Annotated in this window: 13 protein-coding genes and 1 tRNA gene; 9 read left to right on the forward strand and 5 right to left on the reverse strand. The window is 18.6% G+C overall.

The features are described 5' to 3' along the window. The first annotated feature begins 5 nt into the window (after positions 1-5). From fbaA to recD, 6 genes are all read left to right on the forward strand, one after another. On the forward strand, positions 6-1,082 hold the full coding sequence (gene fbaA, locus BUCILAFE3058_RS01440; protein WP_154061615.1) for a class II fructose-bisphosphate aldolase: 1,077 nt from the start codon (positions 6-8) through the stop codon (positions 1,080-1,082). A gap of 224 nt (positions 1,083-1,306) precedes the next feature. After that, the gene (gene mscS, locus BUCILAFE3058_RS01445; protein WP_154061616.1) at positions 1,307-2,263 is read left to right on the forward strand and encodes a small-conductance mechanosensitive channel MscS; all 957 of its coding nucleotides are present in this window, start codon (positions 1,307-1,309) and stop codon (positions 2,261-2,263) included. 47 nt (positions 2,264-2,310) lie between these two features. Further along, positions 2,311-3,075: an exodeoxyribonuclease V subunit gamma gene (locus BUCILAFE3058_RS02110; RefSeq protein WP_154061617.1), complete on the forward strand. Its 765-nt coding sequence runs from the start codon at positions 2,311-2,313 to the stop codon at positions 3,073-3,075. A 575-nt stretch (positions 3,076-3,650) separates the two neighbouring features. Beyond that, the gene (locus BUCILAFE3058_RS02115) at positions 3,651-5,429 is read left to right on the forward strand and encodes an exodeoxyribonuclease V subunit gamma (RefSeq protein ID WP_172598723.1); all 1,779 of its coding nucleotides are present in this window, start codon (positions 3,651-3,653) and stop codon (positions 5,427-5,429) included. Between the two features lie 45 nt (positions 5,430-5,474). Beyond that, positions 5,475-9,008 carry an exodeoxyribonuclease V subunit beta gene (recB, locus tag BUCILAFE3058_RS01460; RefSeq protein ID WP_154061619.1) on the forward strand — a complete coding sequence of 1,178 codons (3,534 nt, stop codon included), beginning with the start codon at positions 5,475-5,477 and terminating at the stop codon, positions 9,006-9,008. Next, positions 8,992-10,839: an exodeoxyribonuclease V subunit alpha gene (gene recD / locus BUCILAFE3058_RS01465; RefSeq protein ID WP_172598724.1), complete on the forward strand. Its 1,848-nt coding sequence runs from the start codon at positions 8,992-8,994 to the stop codon at positions 10,837-10,839. Before recB ends, recD begins: the two co-directional genes overlap by 17 nt. Positions 10,840-10,856: 17 nt before the next feature. On the opposite strand, the gene BUCILAFE3058_RS01470 is transcribed toward recD, so the two are convergent. Further along, positions 10,857-10,933 (reverse strand) — tRNA-Met (locus tag BUCILAFE3058_RS01470). Between the two features lie 246 nt (positions 10,934-11,179). Between BUCILAFE3058_RS01470 and nusB the strand changes: the two genes are divergently transcribed. Next, complete coding sequence (nusB, locus tag BUCILAFE3058_RS01475) at positions 11,180-11,596, forward strand: transcription antitermination factor NusB (RefSeq protein WP_154061621.1); 417 nt, start codon at positions 11,180-11,182, stop codon at positions 11,594-11,596. A gap of 246 nt (positions 11,597-11,842) precedes the next feature. Beyond that, positions 11,843-12,109, forward strand: coding sequence for a TusE/DsrC/DsvC family sulfur relay protein (locus BUCILAFE3058_RS01480; protein ID WP_154061622.1), 267 nt, complete (start codon positions 11,843-11,845; stop codon positions 12,107-12,109). Here BUCILAFE3058_RS01480 and BUCILAFE3058_RS01485 read toward each other — a convergent pair. The 4 genes from BUCILAFE3058_RS01485 to cyoA all read right to left on the reverse strand — a co-directional run bounded on the left by BUCILAFE3058_RS01485 (position 12,090) and on the right by cyoA (position 16,923). Further along, positions 12,090-13,040, reverse strand: a complete 951-nt coding sequence (locus BUCILAFE3058_RS01485; RefSeq protein WP_154061623.1) for a protoheme IX farnesyltransferase — start codon at positions 13,038-13,040, stop codon at positions 12,090-12,092. The genes BUCILAFE3058_RS01480 and BUCILAFE3058_RS01485 overlap by 20 nt on opposite strands. 333 nt (positions 13,041-13,373) lie before the next feature. Continuing rightward, the gene (locus tag BUCILAFE3058_RS01490) at positions 13,374-13,958 is read right to left on the reverse strand and encodes a cytochrome c oxidase subunit 3 (RefSeq protein WP_154061624.1); all 585 of its coding nucleotides are present in this window, start codon (positions 13,956-13,958) and stop codon (positions 13,374-13,376) included. Between the two features lie 26 nt (positions 13,959-13,984). Then, on the reverse strand, positions 13,985-15,976 hold the full coding sequence (cyoB, locus tag BUCILAFE3058_RS01495) for a cytochrome o ubiquinol oxidase subunit I (protein WP_154061625.1): 1,992 nt from the start codon (positions 15,974-15,976) through the stop codon (positions 13,985-13,987). Positions 15,977-16,044: 68 nt separating this feature from the next. Then, positions 16,045-16,923 carry a ubiquinol oxidase subunit II gene (cyoA, locus tag BUCILAFE3058_RS01500; protein ID WP_154061626.1) on the reverse strand — a complete coding sequence of 293 codons (879 nt, stop codon included), beginning with the start codon at positions 16,921-16,923 and terminating at the stop codon, positions 16,045-16,047. 536 nt (positions 16,924-17,459) lie between these two features. Here cyoA and BUCILAFE3058_RS01505 point away from each other — a divergent pair. Continuing rightward, positions 17,460-17,792 carry a BolA family protein gene (locus tag BUCILAFE3058_RS01505; RefSeq protein ID WP_154061627.1) on the forward strand — a complete coding sequence of 111 codons (333 nt, stop codon included), beginning with the start codon at positions 17,460-17,462 and terminating at the stop codon, positions 17,790-17,792. The last annotated feature ends 111 nt before the right edge of the window (positions 17,793-17,903 follow it).

Genomic DNA, 17,903 nt, shown 5'->3' on the forward strand with positions numbered 1-17,903 from the left:
AAATAATGATATGTAAAATTTTTGATTCTATTAAACCCGGAGTATTAAATTCTAATGAAATAAAAATCATATTTTCATTAGCTAAAAAACATAAATTTGCTATACCTGCAATAAACTGTATTAGTACAGATTCTATAAATAGTGTTTTAGAATCAGCTTCACAAATACAATCTCCTATTATTATTCAATTTTCATATGGTGGAGCATTATTTATGAGTGGATTAGGATTACCAAAAAATCATACTAATGCAGTAATAGGAGCTATATCCGGAGCACAACATGTTCATTTAATGTCTAAATATTATAATGTACCGGTAATATTACATACAGATCACTGCGAAATTGATCATCTTAAATGGATTGATGGACTGATCATTGAAGGTAAAAAATTTTTTAAAAAAAATAAACGTCCTTTATTTTCTTCTCATATGCTAGATTTATCTAAAGAAGAAATTAAAAAAAATATTAATATTTCCTCACAATATTTACAAAAAATAACAAAACTCAACATGATGTTAGAAATAGAATTAGGTTGTACTGGAGGAGAAGAAGATGGCGTTAATAATATTAACATAAACAAAAAATTACTATACACTGATACAAAAGATATTTTTTATGCGTTTAAAGAACTTAACAAGATTAGTAATAATTTTTTTATTGCAGCAGCATTCGGTAATGTACATGGAGTATATCAATCTGGTCAAGTATTACTAAAACCTTCTATTTTAAAAAAAGCTCAAAAATACATTAGTGCTAAAAAAAAATTACCAAAAAATCCATTAAATTTTGTTTTTCATGGAGGATCTGGTACTAATATCGATGATATTAAAAAATCTATTAATTATGGAGTAGTTAAATTCAATATCGATACTGATATGCAATGGCACTATTGGAAAGGAGTATTAGATTTTTATTTAAAAAATACACAATATTTACACAGCCAGATAGGAAATAATCAAGGAGAAAATAAACCTAATAAAAAATATTATGATCCTCGAATATGGTTAAGACAAGCACAAAAAAATTCAATACAATATTTAAAAAAAATGTTTGTAATATTAAATTCTTGTAATACATTATAAAATTTAATAAACATATATTATGATTGTTAAAAAATAAAATCATGATATTATTGTATATCATTTTTATCATTTAAAATAAATATAAAATATTGTTAATGATTGTCAAAAAATTTATTAATAAATCATACTATTAAATGTGAAAAAATTAATTAAATTTATAAATTAATTTTTATTATTAATAAAAATAAAAATATTTATTTTCAAAAATCTATAAAAAATAGAACATGCGCAAAAAAATTTTTGCTATAAAAAAAATAATAAAAGCATTACATATAATAGATTGTATAAATAATGTTGGTTTTTGTTTTTTTTCAAATAAACAAACATTCTTATCTTACCTAATAAATTTATCTTTTGCAATTGTAGTAATCACTATAGGTTTTTTTATTAGTCAATTTTTTGCAAATGGAACTCAAAAATTATTTTCTGTACATAAGGTAGACAACACTATTTCTGGATTTTTATCTACTTTAGCTCGTTATATAGTTATTATTTTTACTGGTATAATAGCATTAGGACAAGTTGGAGTACAAACAAACTCGATTATTGCTATTATAGGGGCTGCAGGGATGGCAATTGGATTAGCATTACAAGGATCTCTATCAAATTTTGCAGCAGGCGTATTATTAGTATTATTAAGACCACTCCGAACAAGTGAATATGTTAATTTAGGCAATGCTGCTGGAACCGTACTAAATGTACACATATTCTATACAACATTAAAAACACTTGATGGAAAAATAATAATAATACCAAATGGAAAAATTGTAGCTGGCAACATTATTAATTATTCCCGTGAACCAATTCGAAGAAATCAATTTGTTATTAATGTTGCATACGATTCAGATGTAGATTTAGTAATTTCAGTATTAAAAACAGTTCTTGACGAAGAAGAACGTGTATTAAAACATCCAGGTAATTTCGTTGGATTAAATGAATTCTCCCCGTCTTCATTAAAATTTGTTGTCAAATGTTGGTGCAATACAAAAGAATTAAATACAGTATACTCAGATTTAATGTTAAAGTTTAAAAAAGCATTAGATCAACATAATATTACTATACCATACCCTAAAATGGACATTTATCTATATAAAAAAATAAATAAAATATTAGAAATAAATAAAAAAACTAAAAAAAAGAAAGAAAAAATAATATATAATAAAAATCATGGCACAGAATAATATATTCTGTGCCTTAAACACAATATTTAATTATTTATTGGAATAAAATGCTAAAAATATATAAATCAAATCAAATAAATTTTCTTCTTAATAAAATATGTAAAAAAATAATATCTAATAAAAATATTTTAACAAATGAGATTATTTTAATTAATGATAATTATATAAAACAATGGTTAGAAATTAATATATCTCATAAAATAGATATTTGTATGAATATACAATATTTTTTAATCTCAAAATTTTTTATTAATTTAATAGAAAAAATAAACTATACACAAAAAAACATATCGTTAAGTATATTTAAAAAAGAACATTTAAAATGGATTTTAATGTCAATTATTCATAATAATCACGATTCTTTATTCTTAAAAGAATCTAAAATTCTTTATAAAAATGAAGAATTTTGTTCCCATATGGCAAATATTTTTACTAAATATATTTTTTTTCAACCAAATTTAATATATCAATGGGAAAAAAAAGAAAAAAATAATTTTTTACTATCATCACATACATGGCAAAAACAATTATGGAATTTAATAATAGAAAAAATAAAAATTTTTAAACAAAAAAATTTAACTGAAATAATCAATAATATCTATGAAAAAAAAAAAAAAAACTATTTTTCAAAATTTATTCCTAATAGAATACTTATATTTTCTCAAAATCCTATAAATCCATTTATTAAAATTATTTTACATGCAATTAAAAATTTTACTTCAATATATTTGTTTCAATATCAATTTGAAAAAAAGAAAATAAAATATATAAATCCTATATTTTCGTTATTTAAAAAAAAAATTTTTTTATAAAAAAATTAAAAGATAAAAAAAAATCATATTATAAAAAAAAATTTTTTTATACAAAAACACATAAAAAAAAAATTTTATATATTTTACAAAAAGATTTATTTAAACAATCATTAGAATCTAACAATCCAAGATTTATTTCATGTACAAAAGATTATTCCTTTTCTATTCATAGATGCTGTTCATATTTACAAGAAATCCGAGTATTATATGAATATATAATCAATATATTAAATATTAACCAAAAATTAAAATTAAACGATATATTAATTACAGCAACCAATATAAAACCATATATTTTATATATTAACAGAATATTTGAACCCTTACTTAAAAATAATCGTATTATTTATAATTCTAATAAAAAAAATACAATTAAAAAAAATATTATTTTAACTATCAAGAATTTATTTAAAATTAAAAATAATCGTTTTCAATGTTCATGGATTTTATCTCTTTTAAACTCAAAATTTTTAAGAAAAAAATTTTTTATTAAATCTAGTGATATTAAAATTATTTATACATTTATATCTGATTTAAAAATTCAATTTGAATTTGATAAACATCAATTTAAAAAAATGTCTATACCTAATATTCATACATATTCATGGAATTATGCAATTGATCGAATTACTTCTGGATATTGGTTAAATAAAACATATTCAATATGGAATAATATTTCTGTATATAGTGTATCATATAAAAAGGGTAATTTACTATTAGGTAATTTTATTAATTTAATAGTAACTTTAAATAAATTTAGAAAAAAAATATTAAATAAAAAATTATTAAAAAATTGGTTAAATATTATTCCACAAATATTTAATGATTTCTTTGATATACCATTGAAGTATAAAAAAATTTTTTTTATGTTAGAAAAAATATGGAAAAAAATTGTATCTGATGGAATAATTATGCAATTTTCAAAAAAAATATCTATTTCTATTTTAATTAAAAAATTTTTTAAAAATAATTTTTCTTTATTTGATGATGAAACTTTTATGTCAGGTAGCATAAATATTGCAAAATTAAAAAATATTAGAATAATTCCTTTTAAAATGATTTGTGTACTAGGATGTGTGCAAGGAAAAATACCAAAAATAGAAAAAACAGATATTTTAAATATTATATATCCAAATATTTACCAAAAAAATAAAAATATTTTCTTTGAAACAATTATGTCATCTCAAAAATATTTTTTTTGTAGTTATACACAAAATAAAACGGAAAAGAAAAATAATTATGCGTCACAATATATTATAGATATAATTTCTTATATAAAAAAAAATTTTTATATTAAATATAAACAAATATTTAAAAAAAATGTTAATATTATAAATAATATTCATTTTAAATATAATGATCAATTATATAATTCATATTTTATATATAAAAATATAGAAAAATTTTCAAATAATAAAAAAAATATAAAAAAAAAAAACCATATAATTATTAAAAAAAATATTTTAATAAAAAAATTAATAAAATTTTGGCAAAATCCTATTCATTATTTTTTTAAAAAAAAATTACGTATACATTATATTCGTGATAATATAGAATCAATCCACGAACACGAACTATTCTCTATACACCCTATATATAAATACCATTTTAACAAAAAAATATTAAAATATAGAATTTTAAAAAAAAAAACTAACTTATTATTTAAAAAATTTCAATTACAAAATAAAATACCTTACGGACATTTAGGAACAATTTTATGGAAAATAGAAGAAAAAAAAATACAAAAACTAGTAAATAAAATTAATATAATAAAAAATTATTCTAAAAAAATAGATGTAAATTTAAAAATAAAAAAATATTTTTTATCAGGAAAAATTAAAGAAATTAATAAATCCGGTTTAATTCGATGGTCTGCTAATAAAATTGGTTATAAAAATATAATATCAACATGGATAGAACATATAATTTACTGTACATTAGAACCATATAAAAAAAGTACATTATTAGGAACAAATAAATCTATTATAGAATTTTATCCTATTAAAAAAAAACAAGCGAAAAAATATTTAAAACAATATATTCAAGGATACTTAGACGGAACCAAAAAACCTATTTTAATATTAAAATCTGGAATGATTTGGTTACAATCAATATATTTAAAAAAACTAAATATATTAAAAAAAGATAATAAAAGTCATTATATTGCTAAAAAAAATTTTTTAAAAACATGGAACGGTAATTCATTTTATAATGGAGAAAAAAATAATATTTATATAAAAAAAATAATTCCATATATGGATATTATAAAAATGAATAAAATATGTAATACTTGTACTTATTGGTTATTACCAATTTTAAAAAACTCTAATATTAAAAAATATCATTTTAAATAATTTATTGTATATTCATATAAATAAACCTATTAATAAAACAAAAAAATGAAAAATATAAATTTAGATATAAAAAAAATACCAGATTATGGTATTACTTTAATAGAAGCATCTGCAGGAACAGGAAAAACATTTACTATTATTATTTTATATTTACGATTAATATTAAATATTGGTATAAAAAAAACATATTCTCGACCATTATCAATTTCTGAAATATTAATTGTTACATTTACTGAAGCATCAAAAAATGAATTAAAAAATAGATTATATAAAAAAATCTGTCAACTATACGATATGTGTATAAATAACGATAATAAAATCAGTGAATTACAAGAAATCATTAATGATATAAAAAACATTAAAAAAACTACTCAATTATTAAAGATAGCAAAAAAAAATATTAATTCTATCATGATATATACACTACATGGTTTTTTTTTTAATATTTTAAACGAACAAAAATTTTTATGCAAAAAAATGCTACCTAAAAAAATATTATTAAATATGCAGAAAATACAACTAGAATCCACAAAAGAATTTTGGAAAAAATATGTATGTAATGCAGATAAAAACGTAATAAGATTTATTTTAAAAAAATGGCCAGATCCAAATAAATTATTTAATTATATAAATGTATGGATTAACCAATCAAATATAAATTTTAAAAATAATTTTACAAAACAGACCAGTTTATATGATAAATATCATGATATAATCGCGATAATTAATATAACAAAAAAAATATGGAATAAAGAAAAAAATAAAATAAAAAATTTAATCTATAAGATAAATTTAAATCATAAAATATATAATAAAAAGAATATAAAAAAATGGTTTGATCAAATAAACCAATGGTCTCAAACTATTAAAAATAATTATTCCATTCCAAAAACATTAAAATATTTTAAATTCAGTAAAATACAAAATAATAAATCACTAAAAAATGACAATAAATATATTTTTTTTAAAAATATTGAAAAAATTTTCATAAACTATAATGTATTTTTTGAATATTTTATATATATATCTGTCAAAAAAATCACACAAATAGTTAAAAAAAAAAAAAAAGAAAAAAATGGATTAGAATTTAATGATTTAAATAAAATTTTGTGGGAAGAAATCAAATCAAAAAACTCAACAATAAAAAAAAATATTATTAATAAATATACTATTTCAATAATTGATGAATGTCAAGATATCGATGATATTCAATTTAACATATTTTATAAATTATATAATAATATGTCTAATAAATCATTAATTTTATTTGGAGATCCAAAACAATCAATATATAGTTTTCGAGGATCAAATATATTTTCATATTTAAAATTCAAAAAAAAGATAAAAAACATTTTTATTTTAAATAAAAATTTTCGTTCTTCAAAATATATTGTAAATGGAATTAATTTATTATTTTCTCGTATAAAAAATCCATTTATTTTTAAAAAAATTAATTTTCAACCATCAATAACATATCAAAAAAATAAAAAAACATATTTTAGTATCAATAATGTTAAACAACCAGCATTTAATTTTGTTTTTCAACATAAAAAAATAATGACTACTGATGAATATTATTACTGGATTGCAAAAGAATGTGCTTATTCAATATATACTTGGTTATCAAAAAAATATACTAAATCATCTTTTATTAAACTCAATAATAACAAAATACGTCGTATAAAATATGAAGATATAGCTATATTAGTAAAAAATAAATATGAAGCTCAAATTATTAAAAAAGCACTCAATAAAAATGGACTTCAATCTACTTATACATCCCATAAAGACAATATTTTTCATACTGTAGAAGCAAAAGAAATTATGTGGATTCTTGATTCAATAATTGACTTATCTAACAAATTAAAATTTCAAAAATTATTATTCACGAGAATATTTAAAAAAAATATATATGATATTCAATTAATTAATAATCAAGAAAAAGCATATACATCTTTATTTTTAAAATTAAAAAAATATTATTTTATATGGAATAACACTAATATCACCAACATGATTTATAAAATAATAGTTGATTTTAATATTCCCATACATAAAACATATTCTCAAAATAATAATATTGACATAAAAAAAATTTCTCAAATATGCGAAATATTAGAAAAAAAAAATGAAACTATAACAAATAAATTTTTATTAATTGTATGGTTTAAAAAAAAAATATTACAAGATGATATCGAAAACAATAAAATTAACGATATATACGAAAAAGAAGAAAAAACTATAAAAATAGTTACCGTATATAAAGCAAAAGGATTAGAATATCCAATAACATGGATTCCTTTTTTTAGTAATTTTAAAAAACCAAAAAATAATATATTTTTTTGTAAAAAAAAATTAAAAAAAATAATTGACTTAAAAAATAATAAAAAAAACTCGTTTATAAATCAAAAAGAACTATTATCAGAAGACCTACGATTATTATATGTAGCTTTAACAAGAAGCATGGTTCACTGTAACATTGGTCTTGCTGCAATTAAAAAAAATAATAACATTAAAATTAATAATGAAATTTATACAGACTGTCATAAAAGTAGTCTAGGTTTTTTAATACAAAAAGGAAAAAAAAATAATTTAAACGGTTTAAAAAAAGAATTATCTTTTCTGAATAAAAAAAAAATTTTTAAAATAAAAAACGAGATAAAAAATAAGAAAAAAAATTATAAAATAAAAAATATACCAATAAATCAAATTTTAATACCAAAACTATTAAAAAAAATCATAAATCCCTGGACTAAAATTAACTTTTCTAAAATTATATCATATAATATTTTTCATAATAAAAATCATGTTCTAAATAAAATAAAAGAAAATAAAAAAAACAAATCAACTAAAACTAATATTCATAATTTTCCTATCGGAAAAGAATATGGAATATATTTACATGACATTTTAAAAAAAATAAAATTTAATAAAAATAATAATATAAAAAAAATAATTAATGAATTGAACTTCTTATCATTATCTCAAAAATGGATCAATAAATTATTTATATGGATCTGTAACATCATATCTAAACCAATAGATAATAAAAATTTATCTTTAGATCAAATAAAACAAAATGAATATCTAAAAGAAGTAAAATTTACTATTTCAATAAAAAAATACATTAATATAAATCAATTAAATATAATTATAAAAAATGATGATCCGTTATCAAAAAAATGTAAAAATATTAATTTTGAAAATATCTCAGGTGTATTAACTGGAACTATTGACTTAATTTTTATATGGAAAGACAAATATTATATAATCGATTATAAATCTAATTGGTTAGGACCAAATTATGATTCTTATAATACTAATAATATTCAAAAAGAAATAATAAAATATCGATATGATATACAATATCAAATATATAGTTTAGCTGTACATCGTTATCTTAAAAAAAAAATAAAAAATTATGATTATAATTTACATTTTGGAGGAGTATTTTATTTGTTTATAAGAGCACTGAATAAAAAAAATAATTCGGGTATTTTTTTTATAAAACCATCTTACTTTTTAATATATAATTTAGATAATTTATTAAATGGAAAATTTTATGACACCAAAAAATAAAAAAAAATTCTTTAAGACCATAAATAATGCAAAATTAAAAAATATAATTTCATGTATGGATTTTTATTTTTGTTTTAATAAAAATTTTTTAAATACTTCACCAGAAATATTATTTGTATTATTATTTCTTAGTTATTTAGTGAACTATGGACATAGTTGTTTTCCTATCAAAGAATTTAAAAATAAAAATTGTTTAATAAAAAAAAACAAGATTTTTTATAAACTATTTCAATTAATCTCTAAAAATAATAAAAAAAAATGGTTTGATACTGTAATTAACGATATTTTATGCAGTAACGGAACACAAAAAACTCCTTTAGTTTTAGAAAAAAAAATTATATATATATACAAATATTGGTATATTGAAAATAAAATAATTGAATTTATTTATCATCAAAGCTTAAAAAATAATTCTGATGATTTAATAAAATATAAAAAATTGATCAAAAAATACTGTTATAAAAAAATTGATAACAATCAAAAAACAACTATACAAAACGCTTTATTAAATCATATATTCTTTATAATTGGAGGACCCGGGACGGGAAAAACTAGTATATTAGCATATTTAATATTGATTTTAATAAAAAGTAGTACAAAAAAAATAAAAATTCAATTATCTGCTCCTACAGGTAAAGCAGCAGCAAAATTAACTCAATCAATATACTATATTTTATATAATAAAAATATAAATAAATATAATACTTTATCATTTCCTAAAAAAGGAATAACACTACATAATCTATTTAACATAAAGAAAGAAACAAATCAATGTCATTTAAAAAATAAAAAAAAATATAAAAATTTAGATGTTTTAATTATAGATGAATGTTCTATGTTAGACTTAAATCTTATGAACATTATTATAGATAATATAAACAAAAAAACAAAAATTATTTTTGTAGGTGATATTAATCAATTACCATCAATAGAAATAGGATCTATATTAAAAAATATATGCTATGATATATATAAAAAACCAAACAAAATAATAATAAAAAATAAATATATGAAAAAACAGGTTAAAATAATTAGTAATCATGTTTCTGTTTTAAGAAAAAAATATAGATTTAATGAAAATTCAGGAATAAATTATCTAATAAATAATCTGGAAAACTATTCTTATACCAATATATCTAAATTTTATAATAAAAAATATATAGATATAATATGGAAACCTTTAAAAACACAAGAAAATTATCTATATTTATTAAAAAAAATAAAAAAAACCTGTTATAAATATAAAAAATTTATTAAAAATACTTATGATCCTAAAAAAATAATTAAAAAGTTTAATAAATATCAAATTCTATGTGCATTAAATAAAGGAATTTTCGGAACTAAAGAAATAAATAATTTTATAGATCAATGGTTTATTAAAAAACAAACAATAGAAATTAAAAAAAATATTAAAAAAAAAGAAAAAGAATTATTTTATCACGGTAAACCAATTTTAATTAAGAAAAATAATATTTCATTACAACTAATGAATGGAGATATTGGGATTTGTTTATTTATTAAAAATAAATTTAAAGTATTTTTTATACTACCAGATCAAAAAATTAAGATAATTAATCCAAAAATACTATTAAACTATGAATCTGCTTGGGCTATTACTATACATAAATCACAAGGATCAGAATATTGTTCTGTGCAAATAATTATTCCTAATTATTTTTCTAGAATATTATCTAGAGAATTATTATATACTGCTGTTACCAGAGCAAAACAAAAAATTACTATATATTCAAATATTAAAATTATAAACTATATGTTAAATAATAAAAATAATACATATTCTAGTTTAAATAAAAATATAAAATTAATATAAAAATATTTTTAATATTATGGTTGCGGGAATTGGATTTGAACCAACGACCTTCGGGTTATGAGCCCGACGAGCTACCTGACTGCTCCACCCCGCTATCTATTTTAAATATTATAACATAATAATAATTATTAACAACTATTTTATAGTAAAAATAATTCATTTATATATTAAATGGTAATTTATATAATAAATATTTAAAAATAAAATATCGATATAAAATTAATTCACTCTACTATAAAATAGTAATATTCTATTAATTATTACTACTAACATCAAAAAATAATATTTAAAATATTTATCAAAATATTAATTATATAAAAAAAATAATAGGCATAACACTATGATTCCAATAAAAAGAAGAAAAGCACGAGAATTAGCAGTACAAGCAATATATGCTTGGCAAATATCAAAAACTATTATTATATCGGAAATTGAAAACTATGTAATTCAACAAAATAAAAAAAATTTATTAGATAAAATCTATTTTCATGAAATTTTTACCGGAGTAATTAAAAATGTTTGCTATTTAGATACTATTATCTATCCACATATATCTAACAAAAATAAAAGAATAGATCCTATTGAACAAGCTATATTAAGATTATCTTCTCATGAAATTACACAGCGTTTAGATATTCCATATAAAGTAATTATCAATGAAGGTATAGAGTTAGCAAAAATATTTGGATCACAAAAAAGTCATAAATTTATAAACGGTGTATTAGATAAAATTATCTATAAAAAAAATATTAAATGAATATAAATTATCAAATAAAACATTATAAATATTAAAAATAAATAATAAATTATATATAATTTAATTAAATCAAAAAAATGATTAACTAAAATTAACACACGATATATATTATATATAATAATTATTATAAAAATACTAAATATAATATAGTATTAAAATATCAATTATAAATATATCTATATATATCAAAATAAAAAATTAATAAATATTATTATCAATAAAATACAATATTTTATAAAAAATAAAATGAATAATTGGAATATACAATTTGCAAAAAATACTGCAAAAAAACTTAATATTACATTAAATAAAATGCACTGGAAAATTATTTTTTGTATGAGAAATTTTTATAAAAAATATAATATTACACCATCAACTAGAATATTATTACAATATATGAAAAAAAAAAATATATTCTTAACAAGCCAAGATCTATTTATCCTTTTTCCAAATGGATTCATGAAAAACGCTAGTAAAATATCTGGAATACCGGTTAATAATAATTGTTTTTAAAAATCGTATTTATTGAAAAATTTAGTGATAAAATTAAACTAATTGTAAATATAATAAAAATAGACATAAAAAACATAATTCGAGACCATTTTTGATAAGAATAAAAAAAAATATTTCCTATCATAGAAAATAAAAACCAAAAAAAGATAAAAAAACTTGTACAATAAACATAAAAAAAATTTACATAATGAAAATAATATAATAATAAATTAAAAATAAACATATTTATAATACAGATAGATATACAAATATTCGTATATTTAATATTATATGCCGTAACAATAGTTGGTATATTTGCTTTTTTATAATCTTTATATCGATAAATAATTATTGAATAAGCGTGTGCTAATTGCCAAAATATAAAAATAAAAAATAAAATTAAACAACATCCATTTAGTTTACTATTTACAGAAATATAACCAATAATAGGTGGTACAGAACCCGAAATACTACCTATTAATGTAGAATGAAATGATTTTTTTTTTAAAAAAATCGAATAAATAATTACATAAAAAAATACTCCTATTACAGAAATAATCATAGATATAAAATTTATATATCGATAAAAAATAAATAAACCTAATAAATTTAAAAAAAATGCTATTATAAGTAATGAACTAATTAATTTATTATTAATTTTAGTGCACAAAATTCTATTTTTAGTTCGATCCATTTTTTTATCTAAATTTCTATCAATAATATTATTTAATATACAAGATGAAGAAATTACAAAAATAATACCTAATATAACCTTAATAAATAAAAATTTTAATAAATTTCCACGAGATGCTAAAAAAAATCCTCCCGATAAACTAATTAAATTTCCTAAAATAATTCCAGGCTTAATTAATTCTAATCTCTGCATTATATTATTTATTTTAAAAACAAAAAAAAATTTTAATATTAATGATTTAAATGATCGAAAACCCATAAAGATCCTATAGTAATAATACTAATAATGATACTAATAAATATTAGTGATGATATAATAAAAAAATTTTTTTTAGAAAAATAAATTTCTATAAAATATTTAAAATAAAAAAAAATTTGTATACTCAATAAAAACCAAAAGATCCATTTATAATTACTAAAAAAAACTAAATAATTTGTTATTGTAAAAAAATATAAAAGTATAAAAAAAATAGAAAAACAAAAACCAATAAAAAATTTTTTTCTAATAAATATAAGAATTGTATTAATAAAAATATTTTTTTTTATCATTAACATTATTAATACTCCATTAATATTAAAATAATTTAATTTATTATTTAAAATATACGCACATTATTAATATAATCCATATTATATCTATAAAATGCCAAAACAAACAAAAACAAATAACTGATATATTAACAAAACTATTTAAATTAAAAAATAAAATTTGAATCATTAAAATTAATATCCATAATAATCCAAAAATAATATGTAATCCATGTGTTCCTAATAAAACAAAAAAAGAAGAAAGATAACCATTAGAAACAGGATAAAATCCTTTATTCATTATTTGTAAAAATTCAAAAAATTCTAAATATAAAAAAATACTTCCTAGACACAATGTAATAAATAAAAAAAACAAAATACATTTTTTAGAATTTGAACGTAAAAAATATTTAGCTAAACTACAAGATAAAGCGCTAAATAATAACACTAATGTTTCTAAAAAAATAGTAAACCACGAGAATAAATGATTTTCTCTCAAAAAATTATTATATCCATGTCGTGACATAATAATATGTACAACAAATAATATCGAAAAAATAATACAATCACTCATTAAATAAACCCAAATACCAAAAATATTTTTATTTTCCAATGAAGAATATGAAATATATTTTTTTTTTTCGTTCATATCATATCCTTATATAACATTTATATTTATTTTTTATTATTTTTTTTATTTGTAAAATTACATTTTTTTTCTATTTGGTAAATCATTTTTTTTGAAATAATATATCCATTATCTTTTTTAAAAAATTTAAATAAAATAGCAAAAAAAATTCCAACTAACGATAAACCAACTAACCACCAAATATGCCATACCATTGAAAAACCAAATATTGTAGTCAACATACTAATAAATATTCCTATAGATGTATTACCAGGCATATGAATACACTCAAAAACATTTTTATTTATACTAATATTTTTTTTTGTTTTTTCATACCAAAAATTATCTATCTCTCTAATTAACGGTATAATAGCAAAATTATATATAGGTGGTGGAGATGAAATAGACCACTCTAATGTTCTTCCATTCCAAGGATCTCCATTACAATCGCGATACTCATCAGAATGTCGATTTTTAATAGATATAAATAATTGAATAACTTGAGATAAAACACCTAAAAAAATTATAAAAACACCTATAGTAGCTATAGTTAATAAGTTATGATATTCAAAATCAATATTTTGACTTAATCTACGAGTCATACCCATACATCCTAATATATATAAAGGAATAAAAGCTACTAAAAATCCAGTAATCCATAAAAAAAAAGCAACTTTACCCCAATATTCATTCAATTTAAAACCAAAAATTTTAGGAAACCAATAAGTTATACCAGCAAAACAACCAAAAACAACACCTCCTATAATTACATTATGAAAATGAGCAACTAAAAACAAACTATTATGAAAAACAAAATCTATTGAAGGTATAGATAACAATATACCAGCCATACCGCCCAGTGTAAAACTAACTAAAAAACCAATAGTCCATAACATCGATGAATGAAAAATAATACGACCGCGATACATGGTAAATAACCAATTAAATATTTTCACACCAGTAGGAACAGCAATTATCATTGTAGTTATACTAAAAAAAGAATTTACATCCGCTCCAGCGCCCATTGTAAAAAAATGATGTAACCAAACCATAAAAGATAGTATAGTAATAACAATAGTAGCCCATATCAAAGATATATATCCAAATAATGATTTTCTAGAAAATGTAGATACTATTTCTGAAAAGATACCAAATATTGGTAGTATTAAAATATAAACTTCAGGATGCCCCCATATCCAAATTAAATTAATATATAACATCATGTTTCCACCCAAATCATTAGTAAAAAAGTGAAAACCAGCATATCTATCTAAAGATAAAAATATTAAAGTAACAAATAAAACAGGAAAAGATATTAAAATAAGAATATTAGTACATAAAGCTGTCCAAGTAAAAACAGGCATCTTAAACATTGTCATACCTGGAGCACGGGAATTAATAATAGTTACTATAAAATTAATCGCGGTTAAAGTTGTACCTAGACCTGAAATTTGTAAAATCCAAATCCAGTAATCTACACCAACTCCCGGACTATATTCAATTCCTGATAACGGTGGATATCCTAACCAACCCGTTTTAGCGAATTCACCAATTCCTAAAGATAACATCATTAAAAACATTGCACTAGCTGTCAACCAAAAACTTAAATTATTTAAAAATGGAAATGCTAAATCTCTTGCTCCAATTTGTAAAGGAACAACAAAATTCATTAAACCAATTACTAAAGGCATAGCTACAAAAAAAATCATAATTACACCATGAGCAGTAAATACTTGATCATAATGATTAGCAGGTAAAATATTTACATGACTAGGTAAAGATGAAAAAAACTGCTGCAATCGCATTATTATTGCATCCGAAAAACCTCGCAAAAACATAATAAACGATAAAATAAAATACATAACAGCAATTTTCTTATGATCAACTGAAGTAAACCAATTATTCCACAAATAATTCCATTTCTTTAAATATGTAATATATAAACAAATTGTTAAAGAAAATAATATAATTACAATATATGTAATCATAATGATTGGTTCATGAAATGGTATTGCATTAAAAGTTAATTTTCCAAACATTTTTATTTGCCTTTAATAAATAAAATATACAGTAAAATAATTAATTTTTATTTATATAAATAAAATTATTATTTTTTACATGCATTATGAAATATACTTTTTATTTTATAAAATAATAGAGGATCAACATATGAAAAATATTGTATATTATATTGTATATTATTACGTGATAAACATAAAAATTGATTTTTAAATAACAAAAAATTATTTTTTGATTTTACATTTTTTATCCAATTATTAAAATCATGCATATTTTCGTGAACACAAACATTAAATTTCATATTAGAAAAGCCATAACCACTATAATTTGACGAAATACCTTTATAAATACCACTATGATTTGCAATTAAATTTAATTCTGTTTTCATTCCAGCCATAGTATAAATTTGACTACCTAAATTCGGTATAAAAAAAGAATTCATAATAGAATGTGATGTAATCTTAAAATATATTGGAGTATTTTTAGGAAAAGAAATCTCATTAATAGTCGCTATCTTATAATATGGATAAATAAACAACCATCTCCAATTTAAAGAAACCACTTCAATAATAATTGGCTTATTAATGTTTAATTTTAAAGACTTATTGGGATCTAATTTATGAGTCGTCATCCATGATAAATTTGCTAAAAAAAATATAATAATAATAGGAATTAACCAACATATTAATTCTAATGAATATGAATGATTCCAATCAGGCATATAATCCGATAAAATATTTGAATGACGATAATAATATACAATTAATATAGTTAAAAAAATTACAGGTAATACCACAAGTAACATAACTCGAAAAACTAATAATACTAATTGAAATTCAATTCCTGAAATATAACCAACAGAACGAACATGTATATTCTTACTAAAAAAGTAAATAAATAGTGATATAACAAAAACCAAAAAAATTGTTAAAAATTTAAATATATTATATTTATTAAATAATTTCATTATTTTAATACCCATATAACATTATAAATTGATTTTATTATAATTATTATCATAAAAAATATTACAAATATATTAAAAAATAAAATAATAACGTCTGTTATTTAATTTTTAAAAAAATAAAAATTAATTTAACATAAAAAAAAATTTTTTTTCAATTAAAAAACTAAAGATATAGTTTATTTATAAATAATAAATATTTTTTAAATTAATTAAAATAAATAATATTATGTTTAATAATTCTAAATTGACAGCAATCATAATTTTATTGTATATTAAAATAAAAATATATTACGTATATTCAAAACTCTCATTTATAATCTAAAATTCATAATATATAAAAATAATAAATTATATAAAACAGATAATAATTTTTATAAAAATAAGAAATTTATATTAAAAAATAATTATAAAATTAATATTTTTATATATTAAATAAAATATAAATTATATTGTCAATAAACATATATAATCAATAATAATATAATTATACTTAACTAATTTTAATATAACATATTACCTCTATAAAATAGATAATTATGAAAAAAATCATTGAAAAAAAAATAATGTCTACATTAAATATATATTATCTAAAAATAGACGATATTAGTCATTTACATAATAACTATAAAAAACAAACAAAACATTTTAATATTATTGTATCTGCATATGAATTCAATAACTTATCCTTACTTGATCAACATAACATGATTTATAAAATTTTTTTTACCGATATTCCTAAAAAAATATATGCTATACAATTAAAAACATATAATATACATCAATGGAATAAAATAAAAAACAAATCATTATCATTCATTTCATGTATACACAATAAAAAAAATAAAAAATCTTCAATTTTAATACCCTAAACAGGGGTATACCAAAATACCCTATTTTAGAAAATTAAAATAATATTTTTTTTAACTAAAAGTTATTTATATAAATTAAAATATAAATATGTGTTCATTAACATATTTTAT

This window comes from Buchnera aphidicola (Cinara laricifoliae) (genome assembly GCF_900698945.1).
Taxonomy (GTDB): Bacteria; Pseudomonadota; Gammaproteobacteria; order Enterobacterales; family Enterobacteriaceae; genus Buchnera_F; species Buchnera_F aphidicola_AC.